This window comes from Pediococcus acidilactici (assembly GCA_024970065.1).
Classification (GTDB): domain Bacteria; phylum Bacillota; class Bacilli; order Lactobacillales; family Lactobacillaceae; genus Pediococcus; species Pediococcus acidilactici_A.
Map to the genome: position 1 here is coordinate 105475 of CP103908.1, position 21590 is coordinate 127064.

Sequence of the window (21590 nt, forward strand, 5' to 3'; positions counted from 1 at the left end):
GATGCCAATATAAAGGATAGGAGGGATGTTTTACAAATTTAATGCCTAGCGGGCCATTTGTTGCTTGTGAATTACAAAGCAGGTAATTAATCCTGTTGCGTGAAGTTAACTTTACCAGCTAATGCAGTGAAGAATGCTCCCAAATCAGGATCAATCTCGTCGCCACTGCCACCAGCACCGCCACCATGGGACCCACTGAAGAAGTCGTTTACAGCATCGTCAGGTGGTGCTAAAGGTGATTGTAAACGTGGATCAACCAAGTTATGTTTGGCGGAAAAGTGCTGCTTAGCTAGATTTTCCTGTAACCGAGAACGTTGGGTTAGTTCTTCTACCAAAACGGGTTGGTGGTTACTTTTAGAACGAGAATGTTGGTTAGCCTTTTTAGCAGGCTGCTTGTTAGTAGCCGGGTTATCAGCGGTTTTGCTAGAAGCCAACGCATCCGCAAATACAGGAGCGTCCCGTTTTTGCAATCCAATTCGGTAAGTTGCATTTCCCGTACCAAATTTTAATTGGCTGAGTGGCATTCCTGGCGAAACTAAATCGTAGCCATGTCTTAGGAAGCCTAAAATGTGATCAGAAAGTTCAAAAGGAACGCGCGTATTTGGCCACCCACTATAAATTTGCTGATCAACCACGTGACCATTATCATCAACGAACGCAATGGTTACGGTACCACGATTTGGAAAATGCGGGCTTAACCTATGCGAACCGGTTGACGAACCCTGAGATGATTTGTGCGAATTTCCCTGATGCTTAGAAGAAGACCCCGAGCGGTGGTGGTTAGCTGAGGACCCCGACGAACTAGAATTCTCGTCAGGAGCGACTTCATCATCGGAATTCGCCGAATCGTGATTGTTAGAATGTCCGTTATTTTTTGAAGAGTGGTCATCGCTGCTAGAAGAATGATCGTCGCTCGAGGAGTGGTCGTCACTCGAGGAATGATCATCAATTGAAGAGTGGTCATCGCTGCTAGAAGAATGGTCGTCACTTGAAGAGTGGTCATCACTGCTAGAAGAATGGTCGTCACTCGAGGAGTGGTCATCGCTGCTAGAAGAATGATCGTCACTCGAGGAGTGGTCATTACTGCTAGAAGAATGATTGTCGCTCGAGGAGTGGTCATCGCTGCTAGAAGAATGGTCGTCACTCGAGGAGTGGTCATCGTTACTCGAGGAATGATCATCGCTTGAAGAGTGGTCATCGCTGCTCGAGGAATGATCGTCACTGCTAGAAGAATGGTCGTCACTTGAGGAGTGATCGTCGCTGCTAGAAGAATGATCGTCACTTGAAGAGTGGTCATCACCGCTTGAACTCGAAGAACTGTCCCCAGAATCTGATGAATCCGAAGAGTCTGACGAATCATCGGTAGCTTCCATTACTTTGACATTAATGTTGTCAGAGTTATTAGCGGTTAGTTTGTATTTGATTTTCTGTAACTGACCGGTAGCTAATTGATAACCCTTCGGTAAGTGGACTTGATAAATCCCCACGTCGTTTAAAAAGCCCTTAATCGTGTCGGTAGCAACGGTCTTACCGGTCGATTGGTCAACGTAGCTAACGGTAGCCGTCACTTCACTAGGGTTTTTAGGCAGCACGTTAACTTTACCAGTTTGCACATCGCCTAGCGTATAGTACTGCCGGTAAACCCAGTGGATTTCGGTTAAATCTTCTAATTTTTTTCTTAATGCATTTTCACCAAGGGAGTTTAAAGTATATTCATAAGTTCCCGGTAAATTAGAATTATTTTTGGTTTCGATCCAATCTTTTTCGATCGGAACTTTGGTAACAACTTTCCCGTCAGGATCCGTAAGGCTAAGGTTCAAGCCAGCGACGTGGTCGACGAGCGTTTGATCGTCAGTATAGTACTCAGCCGTTGGTAATGATACGTTTAGAGCCGTAGCTACGTAAGTTGGAAAATCAGAAACGGAGCCTACACCAGGAATGTTTGTAAAGTTAATAAGTCCGGAAGTTTTCGTGCGAACGACTTCTTTGACTAGCTTTTGAATAATCGTTTTGGAAAAGGTAGCCCCATAGTAAGTATGCCCGTTTAAATTAATCGGATGAATAGCTCCCGTGTCGATAACCTGGTCGCCAACGCTCAAGGTGTAGGTAGCGTTAGTGGGCGGCGAATCCAGTTTAAACAAGACAACCCCTTCAGTGTCGGGAGTGACGGAGCGGTAGGTTCCCAAATGATTAGTTAGCAAAGTGTAATTTCTACTATTGGTTTGCGCTGTCCAACTATAGTCTTTGGTAGTGAACATTTTTAAGTCTTCATCATAGTAGATGGAGCTCAAGTCGGGAGTTTCATCGGCGTGGGCAATTAATTCTGCTAATGGTAACCGGCAGTGTAACACTGTGTTCTTAAGCAGGGGCGCGCTAACGATCCCCACGGTAGCTAAGGAAAAGGCAAATGTCGACCGCATAAGAGATGCGAGCTTTTTACTTGAATTTTTGTTAGACATTCCTTAAACTCTCCTTAATCTTTAAATCTTGACTCTTAATAAATTGGTTGGTTAAACAGTGCGAATGCTTTCTTAGCCCGAACTTTTTCAATTAAATCCCCTAAGTTAGTCCAATCTTCTGGGGTAGGTGGATCTTCCCAAGTTAATTGGGGTTGCTTTACAGATTGCGAATAGATATCCGAAACAAAGATATCAGTATCCTTGGATATGTTAGTTTCAATAATGATGTTTGCGTGATGGAACGCATCCAAAGACTTAATTACATATTCCGTGTACAAATCACCTTGGGAGAAGTCAACTGCTACGTAAACTCGTTCCTTTAGCAATCCGGCAGGGATGTTATTGATAAGTGCAAACATATAGCCGTAATAGAGGTTGATCCATTTCGGCGCGTCTAAAGCGAGTGAATATTCTTTTTGAATATTTTGTAAAAAACGGTGAATTAGGATATCAAACGATGGGTACGTCTTTCCAAAAAACTTGATCGAATTTTCCCGCACAAACGTGGTCGGTTCGATATAAAACGAGGTTAATTGGAGATTAACGTTAATCAAATCGTGGCGCAAGGTCTCTTCAATATCCGGGTTTATCGAAAGCGTAATTGGATAATCTTTAATCCATTGGATAAGACTGTCCGTCAACCTAGTTGCTAACGGAAAGTTGTCCGAGATAACGTGATTATTAGCATCGCTAATGTAACCCTTAGCAAGTAAAAATCCGTACAGGTAACTCATTTCGTACTTATTCAAGTCAAAGCGCCGACCTAAAACACGTTGCAAACGTTGGGATAAACCTTGGTACTGTTCATTACTTTCCTTAACATCTACGGTTAGCGTTTCGTTGTAGTTTTGGTTGCGATGGCGTAAAATCCAAACTCGCAAGAAAATTGATAACTTGAATTTCTGACTTAACCGTAAGGGATGGGTAAAATAAGGCTGACACGCATCGAGAACTTGGTCGACCAAGTCGTTTAACTCGGGAAATGGTGAATCGAGGCCGTTATATAAACTATAGTAAAACTGGAATAACAGTAGCCGTTGGTGGAAATCTTGCCCCACTTGCCCGTTTTTAGAATCATCCTTACTATATTTAGCAATAATTTTATTCAACATTTTAATTTGTCGATAAAATACGGACCGGCTAACCGGAGTATTTTGTAAATATTGGTTGGGAGTTTTTTGGTTTTCATAAAACATCAAATACTCAAATACGGGTAAAAGTGGAGAGCGTAATACATACGCCAACCGGATCTTATTGAGCACTAAACTAGAAAGGTTTTGTGCTTGCCATAATCCTTTTTGTAATTCGTTGATATGGATGTTTTGCTGAGGAGCAAGGTCGTGTAAATCGGTATTAATTGCATTCAATGCAGTATTCAATTTATACGTACTTATTCCTAGCTTATCCGCAACGTGATCCATGTTGACAGGTGCATCTGCGGCACGGTTGATTAAGGATAAAATTTGGAAGGATAATTGGTCCTTTTTATCCATTAATAGTATTGGATCCATAAATACCTCCTAGCTCTCTTCTATTAGTAATAATACCGCTTGTTGGGCATTGTAACAATTGAAATTGGTATTAAAAGCGGTTAACGGTAATGTTTCGGAGGGCCGTGTTAATTTTGTACGATAAATCGTACACGACCTAGGAAACTTCTTTAAATTAATCTATAAAAAATATGAATGAGTTAGAAATTGGTCAATCTTTCCTGTAAAGGGCCTTTATAATTAGTGTTTCCTACGCAATACCCCCGAAAAGTCGGTTAACTGCATTTTTATATACAAAAAAATTAAAACGGTTAATTTTTTACGCGGTAAATTTATTTGGAGAGCATTTAATTTCTAGTATATACCAATCCTGTGGAGGAAATTAAGTGCAAAGTGACCATTTTTTCATGAAAATAAAAATTGAGAGAAATTTATTATTTTACGATGGTGTATACTACCGAATATAGAGGGGGTTTATCAAATGGTGAAGGCAATCGATCGCAAAAGATAGATTGCTAAACCTGTCGGAGAACTGATTTTATCAACTTTGCCCCTTTTAAAGAATATGACCTAAGCATGGCCATAAAGCTACAAAAATTTTTAATGATGGATTTAAGGGAGCTAATTTTTATGGGCATAGATTTACGTGAATTAGAAGTATATAGTGCTAGCGAGGCGGCGATGATGTGGGGAAAATCCTCTAACTTTGTGCGCCACATGCAAATTACCGGAATGAAGGCATTTCCCAAGGGAACCGTCCGGAAGTTTGGGAGTAGCTGGCTGGTTACTCGCGAAGGGATGGAAGAAGTTTTAGGCCACGGACCGCGAATGACCTTGGCAGAAGCACAACGTGAGATAAGAAAGCGTAATCAGGAAAGAAAAAATAAATAATTGGGCACTTAAAAGTTCACCCAGTTAGCTTTGGCAGTTCATTTATAAAATGAAAGCAGCCGGTATATTGGACAGTATTAATTTAAATGATGAGATTAAAAGCGTTGTTAAGCTAATCCTTACGAACTGTACGGTAAAGCGCCGTTACAGTAAATAAATAGGGGCGCAATCTCATAAAAACAGACTAACGCAGCGTCCCCCCTGTGCGTGACCATTTTCTATCCGAAAGTGGTCACGTTTTTTGGTGATTTTTAATGATTTTGAAACGAGATTTCATAAAAGCCCTTTAAATCAAACAAGAAACTGAAATACGCAAGAAAAGTTGGTTTGTGAATCGCTAAAGAGTGTGTACAATCAAGCCCGGTAAATTAATATTTTTTGCCACAAAGTTTGTGAAATTGATACTTTTTGTGAAATACGACCATAAAACGCTTGCAAATTTAAAGCTTAAAGTATATTATTACAACACAAGTTAAGTTTTAACTAATCAAAGGTATAAATAAAGTTTTAGGTAATAGTAGCATTAGTTACATGTAATAGCTTTTGAGGGGGATAATTCACATGGGACCACAAATTTTTCACAGGGAAAATAGCCAAGTTGGTAACAAAGTTGTTGATTTTGAAGTGTATAAAAGTCGGCAAAAATTGCGCCAAACGGCAGCAGCCTTGACCAGTATTTTCAACGAAGTACTTTCTGATAAACCAGTGTTCTGGCAGTCGCTCCCGGTGAAAAAACGGATGTGGCGCGCAACGGTAGTGAACATCTTTGATTTTATGGAAACACGTGCTCCGAAGTTTGAATCGCAATAGTGCCCCAACCGAATTCTTAAGATTGGCGGCCGAGAATGCATTAACGGAAGAGTTAAACGAAATTAAACCAAAAATCTTTAACAATACCTTTGTCCCACTTAGTTGGGAGTAGGCGCATACAGAGTAACTTTGTTTTTATTGGGGGATAAATGCAAAGTGGTCGTGGGATATCGTTTAAATTATCATTAATTACGTAAGCGGGTTTTAAAAAATAGCTAAAAAACTGGAGTTGGATGTTTAAGCATCCGGCTCCAGTTTTATTTTAAATCATTTTTTTAGCAGTGGTTGAAATAAGTTACGGTTAGATAATCTTTTTATTTTAGTACAAGAACCTTAGTGTACCCCATTTCCCAAATAAAGTTGCAGTTAGACCAATCCCCAATAATCAGCCTAAGTATGCTTGGGTTCTATGAATCACCTGAATTTTCAAACATTTTTTGGCCAATGACCATCCTTCCTGACATTCTGTACCAAACTTGGCCCAACTGTGTGTGGGTTTCCGTACTTCCATTTTGCTTAATTATTTTTTGAACGCGATTATTCCAATCGTTGAAGTTCAATAAGGGATGATGATCCCTAGGAAACCGCCACTTTAAATCTAACTGACCAAGTAGGTTTGGGGTTGGCACGGGTTGTCCACTATTTTTCGCGAGCGGAACCATTCCGTTTTTTACCGATCGCGGCGTTGGTGAATTGACCGGTTGGTTTTTATGGAACTGCGGATAGTGCCGAGGCAAAGGCGCATCCGCAGGCCGGGACGGTTGGAACCCATCTTTTAAAGGAAGTAACTCGTCAGAAGCGCGCGCTAAAGGTTCCGCAGCCCTTACTGCTGGTTTGTGCATCACGGGTTGGGAATTTGCGGGCGCAGTTGGCTTAGGGAGCGCCGGCATGGGCTTGGGTGCCGGTGCTTGTGAGCGAAGGTGAACTTCAAAAAGGTGACCAGATTCTTTAATTTCGTCAAAGGTAAGCGGACCTTGTGGCAGATCGCTACTAATTAGGCGATAGTCGTGGTGGTCATAAGTTGACGTTAGGTTCGCTTGGGGATGTTTGACGTCTACGGATACCGTTTTTGAAGATACCGTCTTACCCGTTCGGTCATCCACCCAACGAATCACGGCCGTTTTTCTTTTTAATTGGTAACGAACCGTTATGTTCAAGTCGGTGCTCGAAGGTTTTACAGTAATCGCGGGCACCGCATTTTGGGCTTGGTCGACTAACTGGTAACCGTGGGGCGTGGGATCCGGGACTTTAGCAAAGGAAGCTTGGCTGCCCGAATGCCAATTCTGGGGGTCCCGTGGGTTACCTTGTGAATCCATTTGAAAATTGGTTGAAGTAGTCGAAAAGTAGCTTTTTGTCACATGGTTAACCAAATTTTCAACGGTCACGAAGGTAATCGGCTGGGCGATGTGGGCCGGGCCACCGGTTGGCCGTCCTGATCAAGATAATGTATAGTTTCGTTGATAGTTTTAGCTTCAAAGTGGTATATTGGAGCGTAAATATAAGTAACTGTACCGTTATCACCGCTTTTGTTAAGCCTTCCGCGCGTTGGAAGACTGTCGGAGGCGGTACCGACTAATTGATAATTTTTAATGGTCGCGGGTTGACTGACGTAAGGTTGACCTACGTGGGGACCGTTCGGGTAAAATGCCTGACCAGTTCCTAAAAGATGGCCCGCCTGGTCGACGTAGCGGACGGCTACCGTTGCATGGCAGTGGTGGTGCTCATGATGATGGTGATGGTGCTTATTTCCCCAGATGTAATGGTGTGAAGTGACCGAATGCGGCACTCCCACACTAGTTGATGATCCCCGGTAATAAAATGTCGACGACCGCTTAGAAGTCTGCGGCGGCGTAATTTGAGGAGATGATGCCGGATAAGTTGATTTGGATATTTGATCACTAGCAGCTACGGAAATGGGAGACAACGTAATATTTAGTCCAATGGTCACACCGACTAAGCCAGTGATCAACCATTTACGACCGTAATTGTAGAACCGTTGGTAGTGATTTGTTCCCAAGATGATGAACCCTCCAGACATATTTTTAGAGCTGGACCTTTAAAAATATCTTCAACAAGTCATCTTAAGGAGTTTTTAATTATGATCGAAAAGTTTAACCGTTTATTGGACGACGAACAACAATTGGTGCTCCAAATGGCCGAACTTTACATCCACGATCCAGAAAAGAAGCTATCAATTAGCTATCTGCAAAGTGAACTAGGCGTTAGCCGTCACCAAGTACTGATGGCCTTTGATTTGCTGAAAGATACCGTTGCGTCACTTAACCTGCAAAATATCGACTTAGCCTACGATGGGAAGGGGATCATTGCCATGTATGGCTTGACGACGTCATTGCTCAAACAGCTTTTAGAAGAAATGGCGCTAAGGTCGATCCGTCTAAATGTTTTTATTAATTCCCAGTTAGGAATTTATGGGACTCAATCCCAATTCACGAAACGATTTGGGATAAGCCGAGCAACTTATTATCGCAATATTATGGGAATCCGGCAACTCTTCACCGAAGAAATCTTTAACTACCGCTCGATGACGGAAGCGAGTTTACGGCAGATGTTGTTTAGCGTGATTCACCATTTTTTCAACGGAATTGACGGGCTGCCCGGGAAATATCGGACGGAATTGCCGGTGGCTTTGGAACAAATTTGTACAGATTATGGAATGGACCTTAAGTATACCGAACGAAAGCGATTGGTTAATTTTGCTTTCGTCCAGGCTCAACGAATTAACCAAGGACATGTACTTAAAGATTTAACCGACCAAACTCCAGTGTCTGCTGCTGAAACCGGACCTGATTTTGGTCCTTTAAATCAATTTTGGGAGCTCCAAGATGAAGCTTTGCAGCGGGAAAAACAGTATTTGACCGTTTATTGCCGGGTAAATGAGCTTCTGGATTTTTCGATGGACCAATGTTGTGGCCCCCAACTTCAAGCGCAGTTACAGGATTTGGTCGATAGTCAAACGGAGCTTTTGTATAGTACTTTTGCGGATGCGAGTTTGGAAAAGGCTATTAAACAAATTAAGCTAGCTTTGACCAAAACCAACGTAAAGGTATTTTCGCCGTTTTACTTTAGCGAGACTTTCGTTGACCCAACTAAGATGCCCTTTTTCAACGAAACTTATCCTGCAATTGACACGATAGTAAAGCAGCTGTTGGGAGAAGTGGCGAAACGCCGCGAACTTTACATCGATCAAGATGTCCTCACCCAGCTGTATTACACGTATATGTTAATTTTACTAGAACATTTACCGGTAAAGTTTTTAAGCCGAACGGTTAAAATTACGGTAGATTTCTCGAATGGATCAATTTTCACCAAATACATCGTGGCGCAATTGCAACAGTTTGCTCCGCTAAACATTGAAATTATGGCGGAACTAACGAAAGAAACCGACATTTTCCTGTCGGACCAGTCGTTTGCGGAACTAGATTGTGAACAGATGATATGGGAGTCGCCACCGTTGGCGGCGGATTGGGAACAATTGGGAGATATGATTGTGAGGATAAAGAATCAGAGTGCGGATGGACCCGGGTAGTTCTCGAGGATTAATTGAATCCCAAGGTTAATCGCGATTTAGGCGATTAACCTTGGGATTTTGTTAACCGGAGAGAACTGGGGCCAGGAGCACGTTTCGACTATGCGGCATAGAAAGTTGTGGCTCCAGTCGCGATTTAAGCGATTGGAGCCATAATTTTGTTAACCGGAGAGAGTTGGATTACAAAACACGTTTCGACTATGCTGCAGAAGGAAACTCCGATGTTAATCGCGATTTAGGTGATTAACCTTGGGATTTTATTAACCGGAGTGAACTGGGGCCAGGAGCACGTTTCCTAAGATAATAAGCTTAAAAATTAATTTCTAAGAAGAAAAGTCGTGCTTTTTTTTGCACGGCTTTTTATTTTTTGTCTAAAAACTTCGTTAATTTTCACAAAAAAACAGGTCGCATAGATACCCGGTAGTGACCGATTCTCTCAAGTTTTTCAAATCAATTTCAAAATGTGAAACGTCAGGAGCCTTTACTGTCATGGGGTCGGATTATATGATGAAAAAGTACTAATCGTTGAATTAGTACAGGGGGGATCATTACAAATATCCTAGCAGCTTAGGATATGGGGACAACGGGAGGCTGGAAGAAACTAAATAGTTTTTTCTGGCCTCTGCGTGTTTATGTGGAAGATTTAGTTACAAAAATTAGGGAATTCACTTTCCAACTGGCCAGTTAGTAATTAGGTGCGAAGCTTGCTAGTACGTTTCGCCAAATCCGCAGATCCATTTTACTTTAGAAAGGTGGTTGCGCTGCAATCAAGAAGCGATATTGGTTTTGGATAATAATTGGGTTACAGGTATTGTTTATAGCGAAAATGGTACACGACACCTACTTTAGCGATCGTTGGGCTACTCGATACTCGGTAAAAGCTCATGGAGATGTGGTTACTAACGTTGATTACACCTTAAAGAAAAATCGCTTTAGTGGTACGGCACTAATTGTTAAGGACCATAAAGTTTTGTTACATAAGGGCTACGGCAAACAGGATGCTACTCATGACAACGGAATTACGACGATGTATAACATTGCCTCGATTGAAAAAAGTATGACCTCGATTATGGTGGCCAAGTTAGTGCAAATGGGGAAACTATCCTTTGATACGAAGTTAGCGCGGTTTTATCCGTCGATTCCTAATGCTGAACACATTACCATCCGGGACATGTTAACCATGACTTCTGGATTAGAGGCCAGTAGCGACCCGGAGCACGCCTTAAGTGAAAGACAACTTACGGATTATTACGTGCACCACTTAGCGGTGGACCGGCGAAAAGGCTGGGATTATGATGCGGTGAATTTTCACCTTTTGGTCGGAATCATTACCCAACTCACCCATGCCGACTACCAAGAAAGTTTTCAGCAGTTAATCAAATTACGCCAGCCCATTCAAATCATGAGCATGCCAAATTTTAAGGACCCGCACGTGGCTAAAAGCTACCACCAAAACGGTCGTCCATACACGAACCCGGATTACATTTACCGCAACGAAGTGGGGACTGGCAGCTTTTTTATGACGGCCGGGGACTTATACCGGTATTTTGCGGCGTTGGTGAATGGCCAAATTGTTCCGCTTAAGGTGGTTAAAGAACTGTTCAAGACTTCCACCCAAAGCGTATACGCGGGAGGCGTTTACCAAAATCGGTTGTATTACCGCGGGCACGGAATCCTGCGGGGATATGAACCGTCAATTATTTTTAACCGCTCGGCTGGTACGGCGGTCGTTTTGCTAGGAAACCGGCGCGGGCGTGAGACCACGATGAAATTGGCGAACAGCATTTATTCGTTAATTAACCAAACTCCATATCTAGGAGGGAATTCATATTAGTGAGGGCTAAAGAAATGGGCCCGGATAACTTTTTGGGGAGAAAATGAAAGATTATGTACGTAACGGCGATTGTTCCAGCGCATAACGAAGCTGGAAATATAAAACGCGCAGTTCAGGCGCTAAAAAAACAGGTTGATAAAGTAATTGTAGTTTGTGACCGTTGCGAAGACGACACGTATCAGCAGGCGCAAAAAGCGGGGGCTCACGCGTTCGAAACCGTCGAAAACCAAGGACGGAAGGCGGGGGCGTTAAACCAAGCTTTAGAAAACTACGTTGATTGGCAACATCCGGACCAGTACTTATTCATTTGCGATGCGGATACCGTGATTACGGAAGATTGGATTCACCATGCCAAACGGGTAATTGCTCAAGGAGATTACGACGCGGTCGGCTCTGTTTTCTACGGGACGGCCAACCGGAACAAGTTGATTGAATTCTGTCAGCAGATGGAATGGTACCGTTACGCAAACCAAGTTCGACGCAGTAAAAAAGTTTTTGTGCTAACGGGCACCGCTTCGCTGATTCGAGCGGAAACTATGCAAAAAGTACGGCAACAAATCGGTACTTTTTACCGAGAGGATTCGATTACCGAAGACTTCGCTTTGACGCTAGATTTAAAGGCGGTCGGGGCAAAAATGATTTCACCATTATCGTGTTACTGCACAACTGAAATCATGCCGTCGTGGCGGTTGTTATTTTTGCAGCGGCGACGCTGGTATTTAGGAGCACTCCAACAAATCACCCGTCGACGTTGGGACAAAATGATGTTGCCGTACGTTTTTCAGCAATTAATGTTGTTGATTTCAGTATTTGCTTTTTTTGGATTAATTGTGTTTACCGCGTACTTAATGTTGGAAAATATGATGATTTTTAGTTTGTTATGGTTTGTAATCGGGGTGATTTTTGCCATTGAACGGGTGGTGACAGTCTGGGATCAGGACCGGCAAGCAAAGCTTTTTGCCCTCATGATGGTACCCGAATTGATATATAGTTTATTTTTACAATTAGCATACTTAGGGGCGTTGTTGCAACTGTTGCAAGGTTCCACGGGGACCTGGAATCACTTAGATACTGACCAATCAAGGGGGACTTAAAAATGTATACCAATGTGCAAAAAAATGGAATTTTATGGATCGGTTTTAGCTGGAATGGTTTGTACCACGGGTTAGCAATTGTTTCGATATTCTTCGCTATTTTAGCGGTGGGGACCATTCTACGAAGTATGTGGGCACGAACGCATTTTGACCCAACTTGGGAATAGTTAGTTTTCAAAAGGAGATTAGTGTGAGGAAAAGATGGCTACTTGGATTAGTGATCGCAATTATTTATTTTTGGGAAAGCAATCAAACCATTGCGTACTCATCCACTGATTGGGGAGACCAATTTATTACTAACGTGAATTTAGGGGATGCTCAATGCGCGCGTAGGACCAGCTTTGGTTTATATGACAAAATGGTGGGGGAATGGGAATTTAAAATTCCTGCTGGTACCCCAGTTAAACCGGATGATCGGTTAACTTTTACCCTACCCCAGAATTTAAGGCTGGTCAGCAACGCGCAGTTTAACTTAAAAGACCGCCGCGGGAAGGTAATTGGTCGGGTAAACGCTCAGCGTGGCAGCGGGAAAGTTACGCTCCGGTTGGCACATTACGTTACTCAGCACCCCGGAGGCATTTACGGCAACGTTAAACTAGGTCTTTTATGGAATTACGAGCAGGTTAAACCAGGTACAAATGTAACGGTTAATTGGCCGCATTTTCGGGCGGTAACTTACCAAGTTTTACCGCAACGGGGCCCGAACTCTCATGAGACAGTGTATTCATGGGGGTGGTACGATACCAAGGATCCGCAATTGATTCATTGGCGGGTTCGCGTGAACTACGCTAAGCGTCCGTTGCGCCAGGTGACGTACACGGACATGCTGGGGGTAAACCAACTGTTAGTGCCGGGTTCTGTGAAGGTTCAAAAGGTCAAATTTAACCGGAACGGCCGCAATTTTAAAGTTTTGGCGAGTCGTTCACCCAAAAGTGTGACTCAGTATAGCCAATTGCGGTTTGCGGTTTCGCTAGGTGACTTGGGTGGCGCTAACCTAATTGATTTTGAAACGCGGTCAACTAGTTCAACCGCCCAGTGTTTCAAGCATCAAGCTCAACTAACGGGGGTGAACCTTAACCAAAAAGCCACCGGTAGTACTCCCGTTAAACAAGCTTCGGGAACCGGAAGTGAGTTAGGTAGTGCACAGGGGGCCCGCTTACGAGATGCGGATGCTCGGCAGCCGCTCCCTCTGCGGTTAGATACAATTTTAGCTGGCGATGACCACCATTTAGTAGCCAAGTTTGGCTTAGTGACCTTAGGCCTAGTGGCTTGCGTAGGTTGGTTTGTTTACCGGCGTCCACCTCGTTAAGAAGGGGATATAAAGACCCGCCAAGTTGGATTTCGCCAGCTTGACGGGTTTTCTAATCTAATAAAAGGGGAAATTTCTGTCCCACTACTTTTTAGGGGTAGCAGTAGAATGCTTCTTGGAGATTTGGGTGAAGGCGATCACGCACATCAACGCTTGAAAACCAAAGGTCCAAACGTTACGACCGAAGAGGGCAGGAACCGTAGATGCGGCGACCACCACCATGGCCCAAGCAATGATTCGGGACATTTTAGTCTGATGTTCTGGTTTTATCATAATGCAGGTTCCTTTCGGTTAAAAATTATTTTGCGTTAGCAGCTTTTTCAGCAGCGTATGCAGCATTGCGTTTCTTCATTTGTTTTGCGTACCACCAGAAGAGGAGGACGTAAGCAGCAAGTGCTAATAACGCGTAAATCATGAAGGTGATTTCACCAGTGGAAGCTTTACCAACTAAGTAAGCCAAGAATTGTTCGATTGGACCTTCCTTAGTGGATTCGGCAATCTTAGTTCCTGCACTCAAACCTGCCGGGAACGCCCCCACTTGTTTAGCAACGTTGGTAATGAATGGAGCACTTAAAGTACCAGCCCAAAGGAAGATTGGCATTTCAATGGCCCCAATGACGATCATCCGAATAATCTTACCGCGGGTAACAACCAATAGTGCAGGAGTAACCCCCATTGCGATAATTCCACCAAGTGGAAGGATGTGGTTGCCAGGTAATACTAAAGCTTCAAGTAACATAACTGGTGCTAAAACGTTAGCAGCTGCCCAGATTTCAGCACGGCCAGCGATAAATGGCCAATCCAAACCAATGTTTAACTTCCGGCCATGAAGGTGTTTATTAGCTAGGTCAGTAACCCCTTGGGAAAGTGGTTCAACAGCAGCGATGAACCAAGAACCGATTTGGGAGAATAACTGCAAGCAGACCCCACCAGTAAAGGCTAAAGTCAAAATTTCCTTTGGATCTTGCCGCGCAACCAAACCGATGAAGACCCCGAGGTAGCAACCGATAGCAAAGTGGCTGCCCCAGAACCCAATCCGTTTGTTTAATTCAGCAGAGTCAAAGTCGTACTTATCTAACCAAGGGAAAATTTTATCAAAAATCTTATCGAACAGCATGATTACAGGATTCATCATGTAGTTTAAATGGGTAGTAGTCATCGGGTTATCGTCTGGCGCGTTTAGTAAATCATTAAACGTCGGTTTCATTAAATCGGAGTTGATGATTTTTAGAATACCGATAACCAAAATTAAAATAATTGCAATTAATAGGTTGGCACCAAAGTACATTGCCATCAACGCTGTAAATGAAATGTGCCAAATATCGAACACGTCGACGTCCAAAGTGTTAGTCCATTTCAAAGCCAGCATGATCAAGTTCAAAATTACCATCAAAAGTAAGAAGAACAGGGTGTATGGCGAACCCCAAGTAATGGTAGCTAACGGAGCCCAACCCACGTCGGTGATTGAAAGGTTAATCCCCGTCGACTTAACAAAAGCAGCCAAAGGAGCTTGGTAAGCGGTGGTTAAAATATTAATAATGGCACTAATCCCGGTTAAAGCAATCGCAAGCTTAATACCGCCTTCCAAGGCTTTGGAAAATTTAACGCCTAACGCCCAAGCCAATAAGGTTAATACGATTAACATGATCGGGGCAGCGCCCAAATCAATGATCGGCTTGAAAATCAGGTTGGCAAAATGAATGATTCCATTCATACAATCTCACTCCTTTATTTAGTTGTAGGTATGATTTATAAAATTAAACCCAGATTAAGTGATGGTTGTTTAAAACCACCGGTAATGAGCAACGCCTCCCAAAAAATGAAGGCGCTTACTAGATTGGCATGAAAGAAGGGGAATCCGAGCCACTTGGGGATTCCCCTTGTTTAAATAGTTAATTAGCCTTGGATTTTTTTAATTTCGGCTTCGATTTGGTCGTAAACTGGTTTAGCCATTGCGGGCATCCGGTAAAGAATTGCCCCAGCATCAACTTCAGGAATATCAATATCAAAGCCAAGGTCCGGATGATTGATTGGCAAGAAGATTTGAACGCCTTCCATCATTTCGGGAGTAACGTCCTTAATCATTTCTGCATCAACGGAAACGTCGTATCCACGGTTCTTCATTTCTTCTTCGACCGCATCCTTAATTTGATGACTTGAATTAACACCAGCACCACAAGCAGTTAACATTTTAATCATAATAAATACCTCCACTGTAATAAGTAATTTAATTATTTTTCATCAAAGTTAGTCCGTAAGAAATCAAAAATTTCTTCCGGGGAATCGCTTTCAAACATGTGTTGTAAACTATTCCATGGGGTTTGGGTTAAAAACTCCATGATTTCCGCAAGCACGTTGGCTTGGCCTTCCGGGTCGTTATTCAAAATCATGAATAAAAAGCGTACGTTCATCGATTGCGCAGGATTGATCATGCTGCGAAACTCAATGGGATGTTCAAGCTTCACGGGGACAATCCGACGTTTATAAACGAAATTGGCTTCCGTATGAGGGATGGCGACGTTTGGATATTGGGGGCCCACCACCGATAAATCCATACCCGTCGGGTAATCATCTTCTCTGCTATTCAGATTGTCGAGAAAGCTATCTTTAACATAACCTTTTTCAACTAAGTCATCCGCGACTTCTTTGAAAACTTCCTGCCTGGTTGTACCTGAACTAACATAGACAATCCTTGGATCAAAGAGAGATTCGATTGCTGTTTCGCTCATATACAGATCACCTCTTTCAAACATTGGCAAGTTAAAGTTTATTTATGTTTGCCTTTGTTTATTTTTGATTACAGCTTCATTCTAATTAAGCGCTTTCATATTGTCAACAGGTTTTTTGAAATCGAATTTGCACCAATTAAAGCGTTGACATTCGGGAACGCAAATATTATTCTTAGCTTGTAACACAAATGAACAAAAATAAACATTTAAAAAGAAAAAGGAGGGGTGCGAGTGCTAAAAAATGAACGAATGATGAAAATTTTGAACGCAGTTAATAGTAAAGGAACGATCACGGTTAATGATTTAGTCGATAAGCTGTCAGTTTCGTCAATGACTATTCGGCGGGACCTCGACGAACTCGAGAAGCAGGAAAAAATTGTGCGAGTTTTTGGCGGGGCTCAAAGCGTTAACTTAGTGTCGCAAACCGAACCTTCATACATTCAAAAACGCAAAATTCATTTAGCTGAAAAAAACGAAATCGCCAAAGAAGTGGCGAGCATGATTAAACCTAACGAAACCGTCTTTCTTGGTCCCGGTTCGACAAATGAATTAGTTTCTAAATATTTGGAAATCGACAATTTACGAATCGTAACTAACAGTTTACCAGTGTTCCAGCGCTTTTCGGATGAACACGATTTTGACCTTTGCTTAGTCGGGGGAACTTACCGGCGCCGCAGTGGTGCGTTTGTGGGTAGTTTAGCGGAAGAATTTTTACGCAACATCAAAATGCACAAGGCGTTTGTAGGGGTCAACGGTATTTCAAATACGAGCGTGATGAATGCGGATACTGACGAAGGTGCGTCACAACGGGTGGCTTTGGAGCAATCACAGAGTAAATACATTGTGGCTGACCACCATAAGTTGGATCATGATGACTTCTATAATTTCTACGATTTAAGCAACGTTGACGGTCTGATTACCGATGCGGGCGTTAAGCCGGCAATTTTACGGCGTTACCAGCAAATCACCAACGTACACGTTGCTAAAAAGATTGAATAAGAAAAGGAGCAGTGAATATGAAAGTTGTAGTAGGTGCAGATAAAGCAGGTTTTGACTTGAAAGAAAAGGTAAAAACGTACCTTAAGGACCATGGATACGAAGTGGTGGACGTTAGCGAAACGCCTCACGACGACTTCGTGGATTCTTCCTTAGCCGTTACGGATAAGGTTTTAAACGACAAAATTGAAAAGGCTATCATGTTTGACGAATACGGAGTTGGTTCAGCAATGGCCAGCAATAAGGTCAAGGGAATGGTTACGGCAAACGTAGTCGAAGAAAATACCGCCCACATGACCGCCATGCATAACGGCGCAAAGGCAATCGCAATTGGTGCCGGCATTGTTGGTGAAAAATTGGCTTACAACATCGTGCAATATTACTTGGATACCGAATATGCCGGCGGTCGCCACCAAATCCGTTTGGACATGCTTAACAAAATGATTTAATTAGGGAGGAAGCATAGAATGATTATTTCAATTGGCAACGACCATATCGTTACAGACGTAAAAATTCAATTATCAAATTTCTTGAAATCCTTAGGCCACGAAGTCATTGATGAAGGTACTTATGACACGACCCGGACCCACTACCCAATTTATGGCAAGCGGGTTGCCGAAGACGTTGCGGATGGCCGCGCAGACCTCGGCGTGGTACTTTGTGGCACGGGGATTGGCATTAGCACCGCGGCAGATAAAAACGAAGGCGTCCGAGCTGCGTTAGTTTCTAACCTAGTTGCCGCACGTTACGCTAAAGAAGAGCTTAACGCTAACGTAATTGGTTTTGGCGGTGCGACCGTTGGCGAACACCTCTGTGAAGACATCATTAAGGTGTTCTTGGATTCAGAATACAAGGAAACCGAAGAAAACAAAAAGTTGATCGATAAGATTGATCACATCGCGACACCCAACCCTGACCAAAAGGATAATCCACACTTCTTTGACGAAGAAAATGAAAAGTGGGCTGCAGGGGTTTACCACGATTAATCGAGGCCGATTATCAATTTGTGCAAATATTTGTTAAAATTGTAAGCGGTACCTGAAAGGGCATTCAAAAATATTTTTTAGACGAAAAGGGGAACATGGACACTATGAAAACATTGACAGAAGGAAAACTACGGGGATTGAAGGCTTTATCAGACGAAAACGGCGTGATTAGTGCTTTAGCAATTGACCAACGCGGTTCGTTGAAAAAAATGATTGGCGCAGCAAGTGGGCACGAAGCTAGCCAAAAAGAAATTGAAGACTTTAAGGTAGCCGTTTCTTCCGAATTGACCCCATACGCAAGTGGAATTTTGCTTGATCCAGAATACGGGATTCCCGCTGCACGGGTTCGTGACGAAAACGCCGGTTTACTAACGGCTTATGAAAAAACGGGTTATGACGCAACTGAACCGGGCCGTTTCCCAGACATCCTTGATCAATGGTCAGTACGTAAGCTTAAGGAATTAGGCGCTGACGCCATCAAATTCTTGTTGTATTACGATGCTGACGAAGGTGAAGAAATTAACGAACGTAAGCACGCCTTTATTCAACGTCTCGGCGACGAATGCAAGGCCGAAGACATTCCGTTCTTCCTAGAACTAGTTTCGTACGATGCTAATAACGATGACGTAAAGGGTAAGGAATACGCTAAAGTTAAACCGCACAAAGTTATCGAAATGACTAAGGAATTTTCCAAACCGGAATATGGTGTAGATGTTTTGAAACTCGAAGTGCCAGTTAACCAGACTTACGTAGAAGGCTTCGCAGAAAACGATGCGGACGTAGTTTACAGTAAGGAAGAAGCTGCTAAGTACTACAAGGAACAAAGTGATGCCACTGACTTACCATTCATCTTCTTGAGTGCTGGTGTTTCTGCAGAATTGTTCCAAGAAGAACTTCAATTTGCGCACGACGCGGGTTCGAAATTCAACGGAGTACTTTGTGGCCGGGCAACTTGGCGCGGTGCAATTGAACCATTTGCTGGTGAAAGCGAAGAAGTTGGTCGCAAGTGGCTGCAAACTCAAGGTAAGAAAAATATTGAGGATTTAAACAAAGTTTTGGCAAAGAGTGCAACTCCTTGGTTTGAAAAGGTACAAAAATAATTACGAAAAGGTCCAGAAAATGACGAACTTGGAAAAAATTCAAGAGGCGAACCCTCAACTAACGATTTACCAGGTGGATGACGACCAATTTCGGGATTACGGTGTCGTATATAACCAATTTGATTTATCGGAAATCAACGATTACATGGCGAAGGTGGCAGTTACCGCTGCAAACCAGTACGTACCGAAAAATCCTGCAATTGAGCAAATGAGCGTGATCCATGAAATCAGCGGGGATGTTTTTGGCGGAATGGCGCTTTCAGCAGGCCAGTGTGTGGGCCACTGTGATGCCTTTTCAGCCGTTGAATTTCACCAAGGTAGCGAAGTGAACATCACCTTTACCGACGTGATCATGGTGTTGGGGAAGCGGCGTGATTTACGGAATTACGAATTCCACGCCGTTGACGACGCGCAAATTTTCTACGTTCCGCAAGGGACCGTCTTTGAAATGTTTAGTGATACGCTGCATTATAGCCCTATTGAGGTCACGCCAGCGGGATTTAAAGCGGTGGTGGTTGTATTGGATGGTACGAATGAATCTCTCCCAAGTTCATTTAAAGCCCATAACCCCATGCTAGTGAAGAAAAATAAATTCCAGCTGGCGCACGCAACGCGCGCTGATAAGGTCAAGGCCGGGACCTTGCCGGGGGTTAAGGGTCCCTTAATACAAGTTCGTTCGATTCCGGATTAGAGGAGGTCATTAAAATGGATTGCAATGTTGATGAAGAAAAATTAACTGCCGAACAAAGGGCGGAAATTGAACGTCAAGAAGAATTGCACCAAGAAATGATTAAACGCCAGTTAGAAGAGTTTCCGGTTAAGGATCCCTTTTAACTAACGCCAACTCAGGTTATAAAACGAGATTCGGAAATTCCGGTCTCGTTTTTTTGTGAGCGCTCCCTTAATAACGTCGGCCAAAATTAAAAGGACTTCCCGAGAATGTAAAAATACTCTGGTACAATAAAACTATGATTATTTAAGACGAGGAAGGGTACGGCATGGACTGGAGAAAAAGTAAAATTGGTATTTTGGCCATGATTTTAGTGGTGATTTTGGTGGGATCGATGATGCGGACGCCGATAACCACGATTCCCTTGATTTTGGGCAATTTAGCGCAAAGTTTGCGGGTGGCTCAGGGAAGTTTAGGAATTTTAACTACCCTGCCGTTAGTGATGTTTATGGTATTTTCTAATTTTGCTTCGCGCATTTTAAAACGGATGGGTTTTAAACGGTCGTTGCTATTAGCGTTAGCTATTCTGGTGCTCGGATCGGCGTTACGGATGGTGGTCACAATGCCCACAATGATTGGCGGGACGATTTTAATTGGGGTCGCAATCGCCTACCTAAACGTTTTTATGCCGTCGTTTGTGGCAGCCTATTTTCCGCAGCGAATTGGGTTATACACCACCCTATACACCTTTTCAATGATGATGGGCAGCGCGATTTTTAACTTAATCACCGCCCCGATTGTCAAGGTGGCGGGATGGTGGACGATGTTGTTAATCTTAACCGTGGTTCCGTTATTGGCATGGTTGACGTGGGGATTGGTTGTTCCGCATCTGCCGGAAGAAATGGACCAGCATGCGCCGACTCCGGCGGTTGCTAAGGCAGCAACCAAAACGGTGATTTGGCAAAATAAACGGGCCTGGTGCTTCCTACTGGTATTCGGTTGTCAATCGGTAATGATGTACACTTTTACGGCGTGGATGCCGTCATTAATGGCGTATCATCGCGTTGGTTCGGGCATCATTGGGGCAATCATGGCCTGCTTTTCGTTAATCGGGCTACCGGTTTCGGTATTTTTGCCCCAAACCTTGACCCGGGTAAGTCGGCACACTCAAACGGGATTAATTCTTTCAGCAGGTGCCGTCGGTCTTGGAGCAGCCGGGATGCTCTTTGTGCAAAACACTGCTGCCACCTGGTTTTGGTTAATTGAGGCGTTATTGATTGGTTATTCGGTAAACCTCTTCTTTGTTTTTGTAATGACCATGTTCGCCGTGAAGACAGCTTCGCCATATCAAACGGCGCAATTATCCGGCATGTCTCAAGCGGGCGGATACCTTATCGCGGCTTTAGGACCAATGCTTTATGGAATGGCGTTCTCCGCAAACCCAATTGGCAGCGTACAAAACGTGGTTTACCTCGGCATCGTTTTAGTTGCCACGGTATCCGGCCTGGCGGTAGTAAAGATGGATCAAATTTAGTAAAATTACAGAAAAATATATAACCCCTTTTTACCAGCGGCTGATGGAGTTGCTGGTGGAAAGGGGTTATTTAGTAAAAAAGTACAATTTACATAAAAAATTCCAAAAATAACGGCTGTTTACCAATTCTGCCATAACGGG

General features: G+C 43.2%; 22 protein-coding genes. 14 read left to right on the forward strand and 8 right to left on the reverse strand.

What is annotated here, in order from left to right; genetic code table 11:
• Window positions 1-86 precede the first annotated feature (86 nt).
• Window positions 87-2459 carry a hypothetical protein gene (locus NYR25_00450; GenBank protein UWF33910.1) on the reverse strand — a complete coding sequence of 791 codons (2373 nt, stop codon included), beginning with the start codon at window positions 2457-2459 and terminating at the stop codon, window positions 87-89.
• Between the two features lie 35 nt (window positions 2460-2494).
• Window positions 2495-3970: a hypothetical protein gene (locus NYR25_00455; GenBank protein ID UWF33911.1), complete on the reverse strand. Its 1476-nt coding sequence runs from the start codon at window positions 3968-3970 to the stop codon at window positions 2495-2497.
• Between the two features lie 609 nt (window positions 3971-4579).
• Between NYR25_00455 and NYR25_00460 the strand changes: the two genes are divergently transcribed.
• Window positions 4580-4840, forward strand: coding sequence for a helix-turn-helix domain-containing protein (locus NYR25_00460; GenBank protein ID UWF33912.1), 261 nt, complete (start codon window positions 4580-4582; stop codon window positions 4838-4840).
• 561 nt (window positions 4841-5401) lie between these two features.
• Window positions 5402-5650, forward strand: a complete 249-nt coding sequence (locus NYR25_00465) for a type IV secretion protein Rhs (GenBank protein UWF33913.1) — start codon at window positions 5402-5404, stop codon at window positions 5648-5650.
• A gap of 407 nt (window positions 5651-6057) precedes the next feature.
• Here the strand turns inward: NYR25_00465 and NYR25_00470 are convergent, their stop codons facing one another.
• Both NYR25_00470 and NYR25_00475 read right to left on the reverse strand, forming a co-directional pair.
• On the reverse strand, window positions 6058-6966 hold the full coding sequence (locus tag NYR25_00470; protein ID UWF33914.1) for a hypothetical protein: 909 nt from the start codon (window positions 6964-6966) through the stop codon (window positions 6058-6060).
• Between the two features lie 65 nt (window positions 6967-7031).
• On the reverse strand, window positions 7032-7667 hold the full coding sequence (locus NYR25_00475; protein ID UWF33915.1) for a MucBP domain-containing protein: 636 nt from the start codon (window positions 7665-7667) through the stop codon (window positions 7032-7034).
• 81 nt (window positions 7668-7748) lie between these two features.
• On the opposite strand from NYR25_00475, the gene NYR25_00480 reads away from it, so the two are divergent.
• The 5 genes from NYR25_00480 (at window position 7749) to NYR25_00500 (ending at window position 13434) form a co-directional block, all read left to right on the forward strand.
• A complete protein-coding gene (locus NYR25_00480; GenBank protein UWF33916.1) occupies window positions 7749-9197 on the forward strand; it encodes a hypothetical protein in 1449 nt (482 codons plus the stop codon).
• A gap of 811 nt (window positions 9198-10008) precedes the next feature.
• Window positions 10009-11031, forward strand: a complete 1023-nt coding sequence (locus NYR25_00485; GenBank protein UWF33917.1) for a beta-lactamase family protein — start codon at window positions 10009-10011, stop codon at window positions 11029-11031.
• 53 nt (window positions 11032-11084) lie between these two features.
• Window positions 11085-12125 (forward strand): glycosyltransferase family 2 protein, encoded by a 1041-nt coding sequence (locus NYR25_00490; GenBank protein ID UWF33918.1) that lies wholly within the window; start codon window positions 11085-11087, stop codon window positions 12123-12125.
• Window positions 12126-12127: 2 nt separating this feature from the next.
• On the forward strand, window positions 12128-12292 hold the full coding sequence (locus NYR25_00495) for a hypothetical protein (GenBank protein ID UWF33919.1): 165 nt from the start codon (window positions 12128-12130) through the stop codon (window positions 12290-12292).
• Window positions 12293-12315: 23 nt separating this feature from the next.
• Window positions 12316-13434, forward strand: coding sequence for an Ig-like domain-containing protein (locus tag NYR25_00500; protein UWF33920.1), 1119 nt, complete (start codon window positions 12316-12318; stop codon window positions 13432-13434).
• Window positions 13435-13518: 84 nt separating this feature from the next.
• On the opposite strand, the gene NYR25_00505 is transcribed toward NYR25_00500, so the two are convergent.
• From NYR25_00505 to NYR25_00520, 4 genes are all read right to left on the reverse strand, one after another.
• Complete coding sequence (locus NYR25_00505) at window positions 13519-13707, reverse strand: hypothetical protein (protein ID UWF33921.1); 189 nt, start codon at window positions 13705-13707, stop codon at window positions 13519-13521.
• 25 nt (window positions 13708-13732) lie between these two features.
• On the reverse strand, window positions 13733-15148 hold the full coding sequence (locus tag NYR25_00510) for a PTS glucitol transporter subunit IIA (protein ID UWF33922.1): 1416 nt from the start codon (window positions 15146-15148) through the stop codon (window positions 13733-13735).
• A 182-nt stretch (window positions 15149-15330) separates the two neighbouring features.
• Window positions 15331-15633, reverse strand: coding sequence for a PTS fructose transporter subunit IIB (locus NYR25_00515; GenBank protein ID UWF33923.1), 303 nt, complete (start codon window positions 15631-15633; stop codon window positions 15331-15333).
• A 32-nt stretch (window positions 15634-15665) separates the two neighbouring features.
• Window positions 15666-16163 (reverse strand): PTS sugar transporter subunit IIA, encoded by a 498-nt coding sequence (locus NYR25_00520; GenBank protein UWF33924.1) that lies wholly within the window; start codon window positions 16161-16163, stop codon window positions 15666-15668.
• A gap of 225 nt (window positions 16164-16388) precedes the next feature.
• On the opposite strand from NYR25_00520, the gene NYR25_00525 reads away from it, so the two are divergent.
• The 7 genes from NYR25_00525 to NYR25_00555 all read left to right on the forward strand — a co-directional run bounded on the left by NYR25_00525 (window position 16389) and on the right by NYR25_00555 (window position 21449).
• The gene (locus NYR25_00525; GenBank protein UWF33925.1) at window positions 16389-17162 is read left to right on the forward strand and encodes a DeoR/GlpR family DNA-binding transcription regulator; all 774 of its coding nucleotides are present in this window, start codon (window positions 16389-16391) and stop codon (window positions 17160-17162) included.
• 17 nt (window positions 17163-17179) lie between these two features.
• A complete protein-coding gene (gene lacA / locus NYR25_00530) occupies window positions 17180-17608 on the forward strand; it encodes a galactose-6-phosphate isomerase subunit LacA (protein ID UWF33926.1) in 429 nt (142 codons plus the stop codon).
• Between the two features lie 18 nt (window positions 17609-17626).
• A complete protein-coding gene (gene lacB, locus NYR25_00535) occupies window positions 17627-18145 on the forward strand; it encodes a galactose-6-phosphate isomerase subunit LacB (protein ID UWF33927.1) in 519 nt (172 codons plus the stop codon).
• Between the two features lie 104 nt (window positions 18146-18249).
• The gene (gene lacD / locus NYR25_00540) at window positions 18250-19245 is read left to right on the forward strand and encodes a tagatose-bisphosphate aldolase (GenBank protein UWF33928.1); all 996 of its coding nucleotides are present in this window, start codon (window positions 18250-18252) and stop codon (window positions 19243-19245) included.
• 19 nt (window positions 19246-19264) lie between these two features.
• Window positions 19265-19936: a DUF4867 family protein gene (locus NYR25_00545; protein UWF33929.1), complete on the forward strand. Its 672-nt coding sequence runs from the start codon at window positions 19265-19267 to the stop codon at window positions 19934-19936.
• A 14-nt stretch (window positions 19937-19950) separates the two neighbouring features.
• On the forward strand, window positions 19951-20079 hold the full coding sequence (locus tag NYR25_00550) for a hypothetical protein (GenBank protein UWF33930.1): 129 nt from the start codon (window positions 19951-19953) through the stop codon (window positions 20077-20079).
• Window positions 20080-20243: 164 nt separating this feature from the next.
• Window positions 20244-21449, forward strand: coding sequence for an MFS transporter (locus tag NYR25_00555; GenBank protein ID UWF33931.1), 1206 nt, complete (start codon window positions 20244-20246; stop codon window positions 21447-21449).
• Window positions 21450-21590 lie beyond the last annotated feature (141 nt).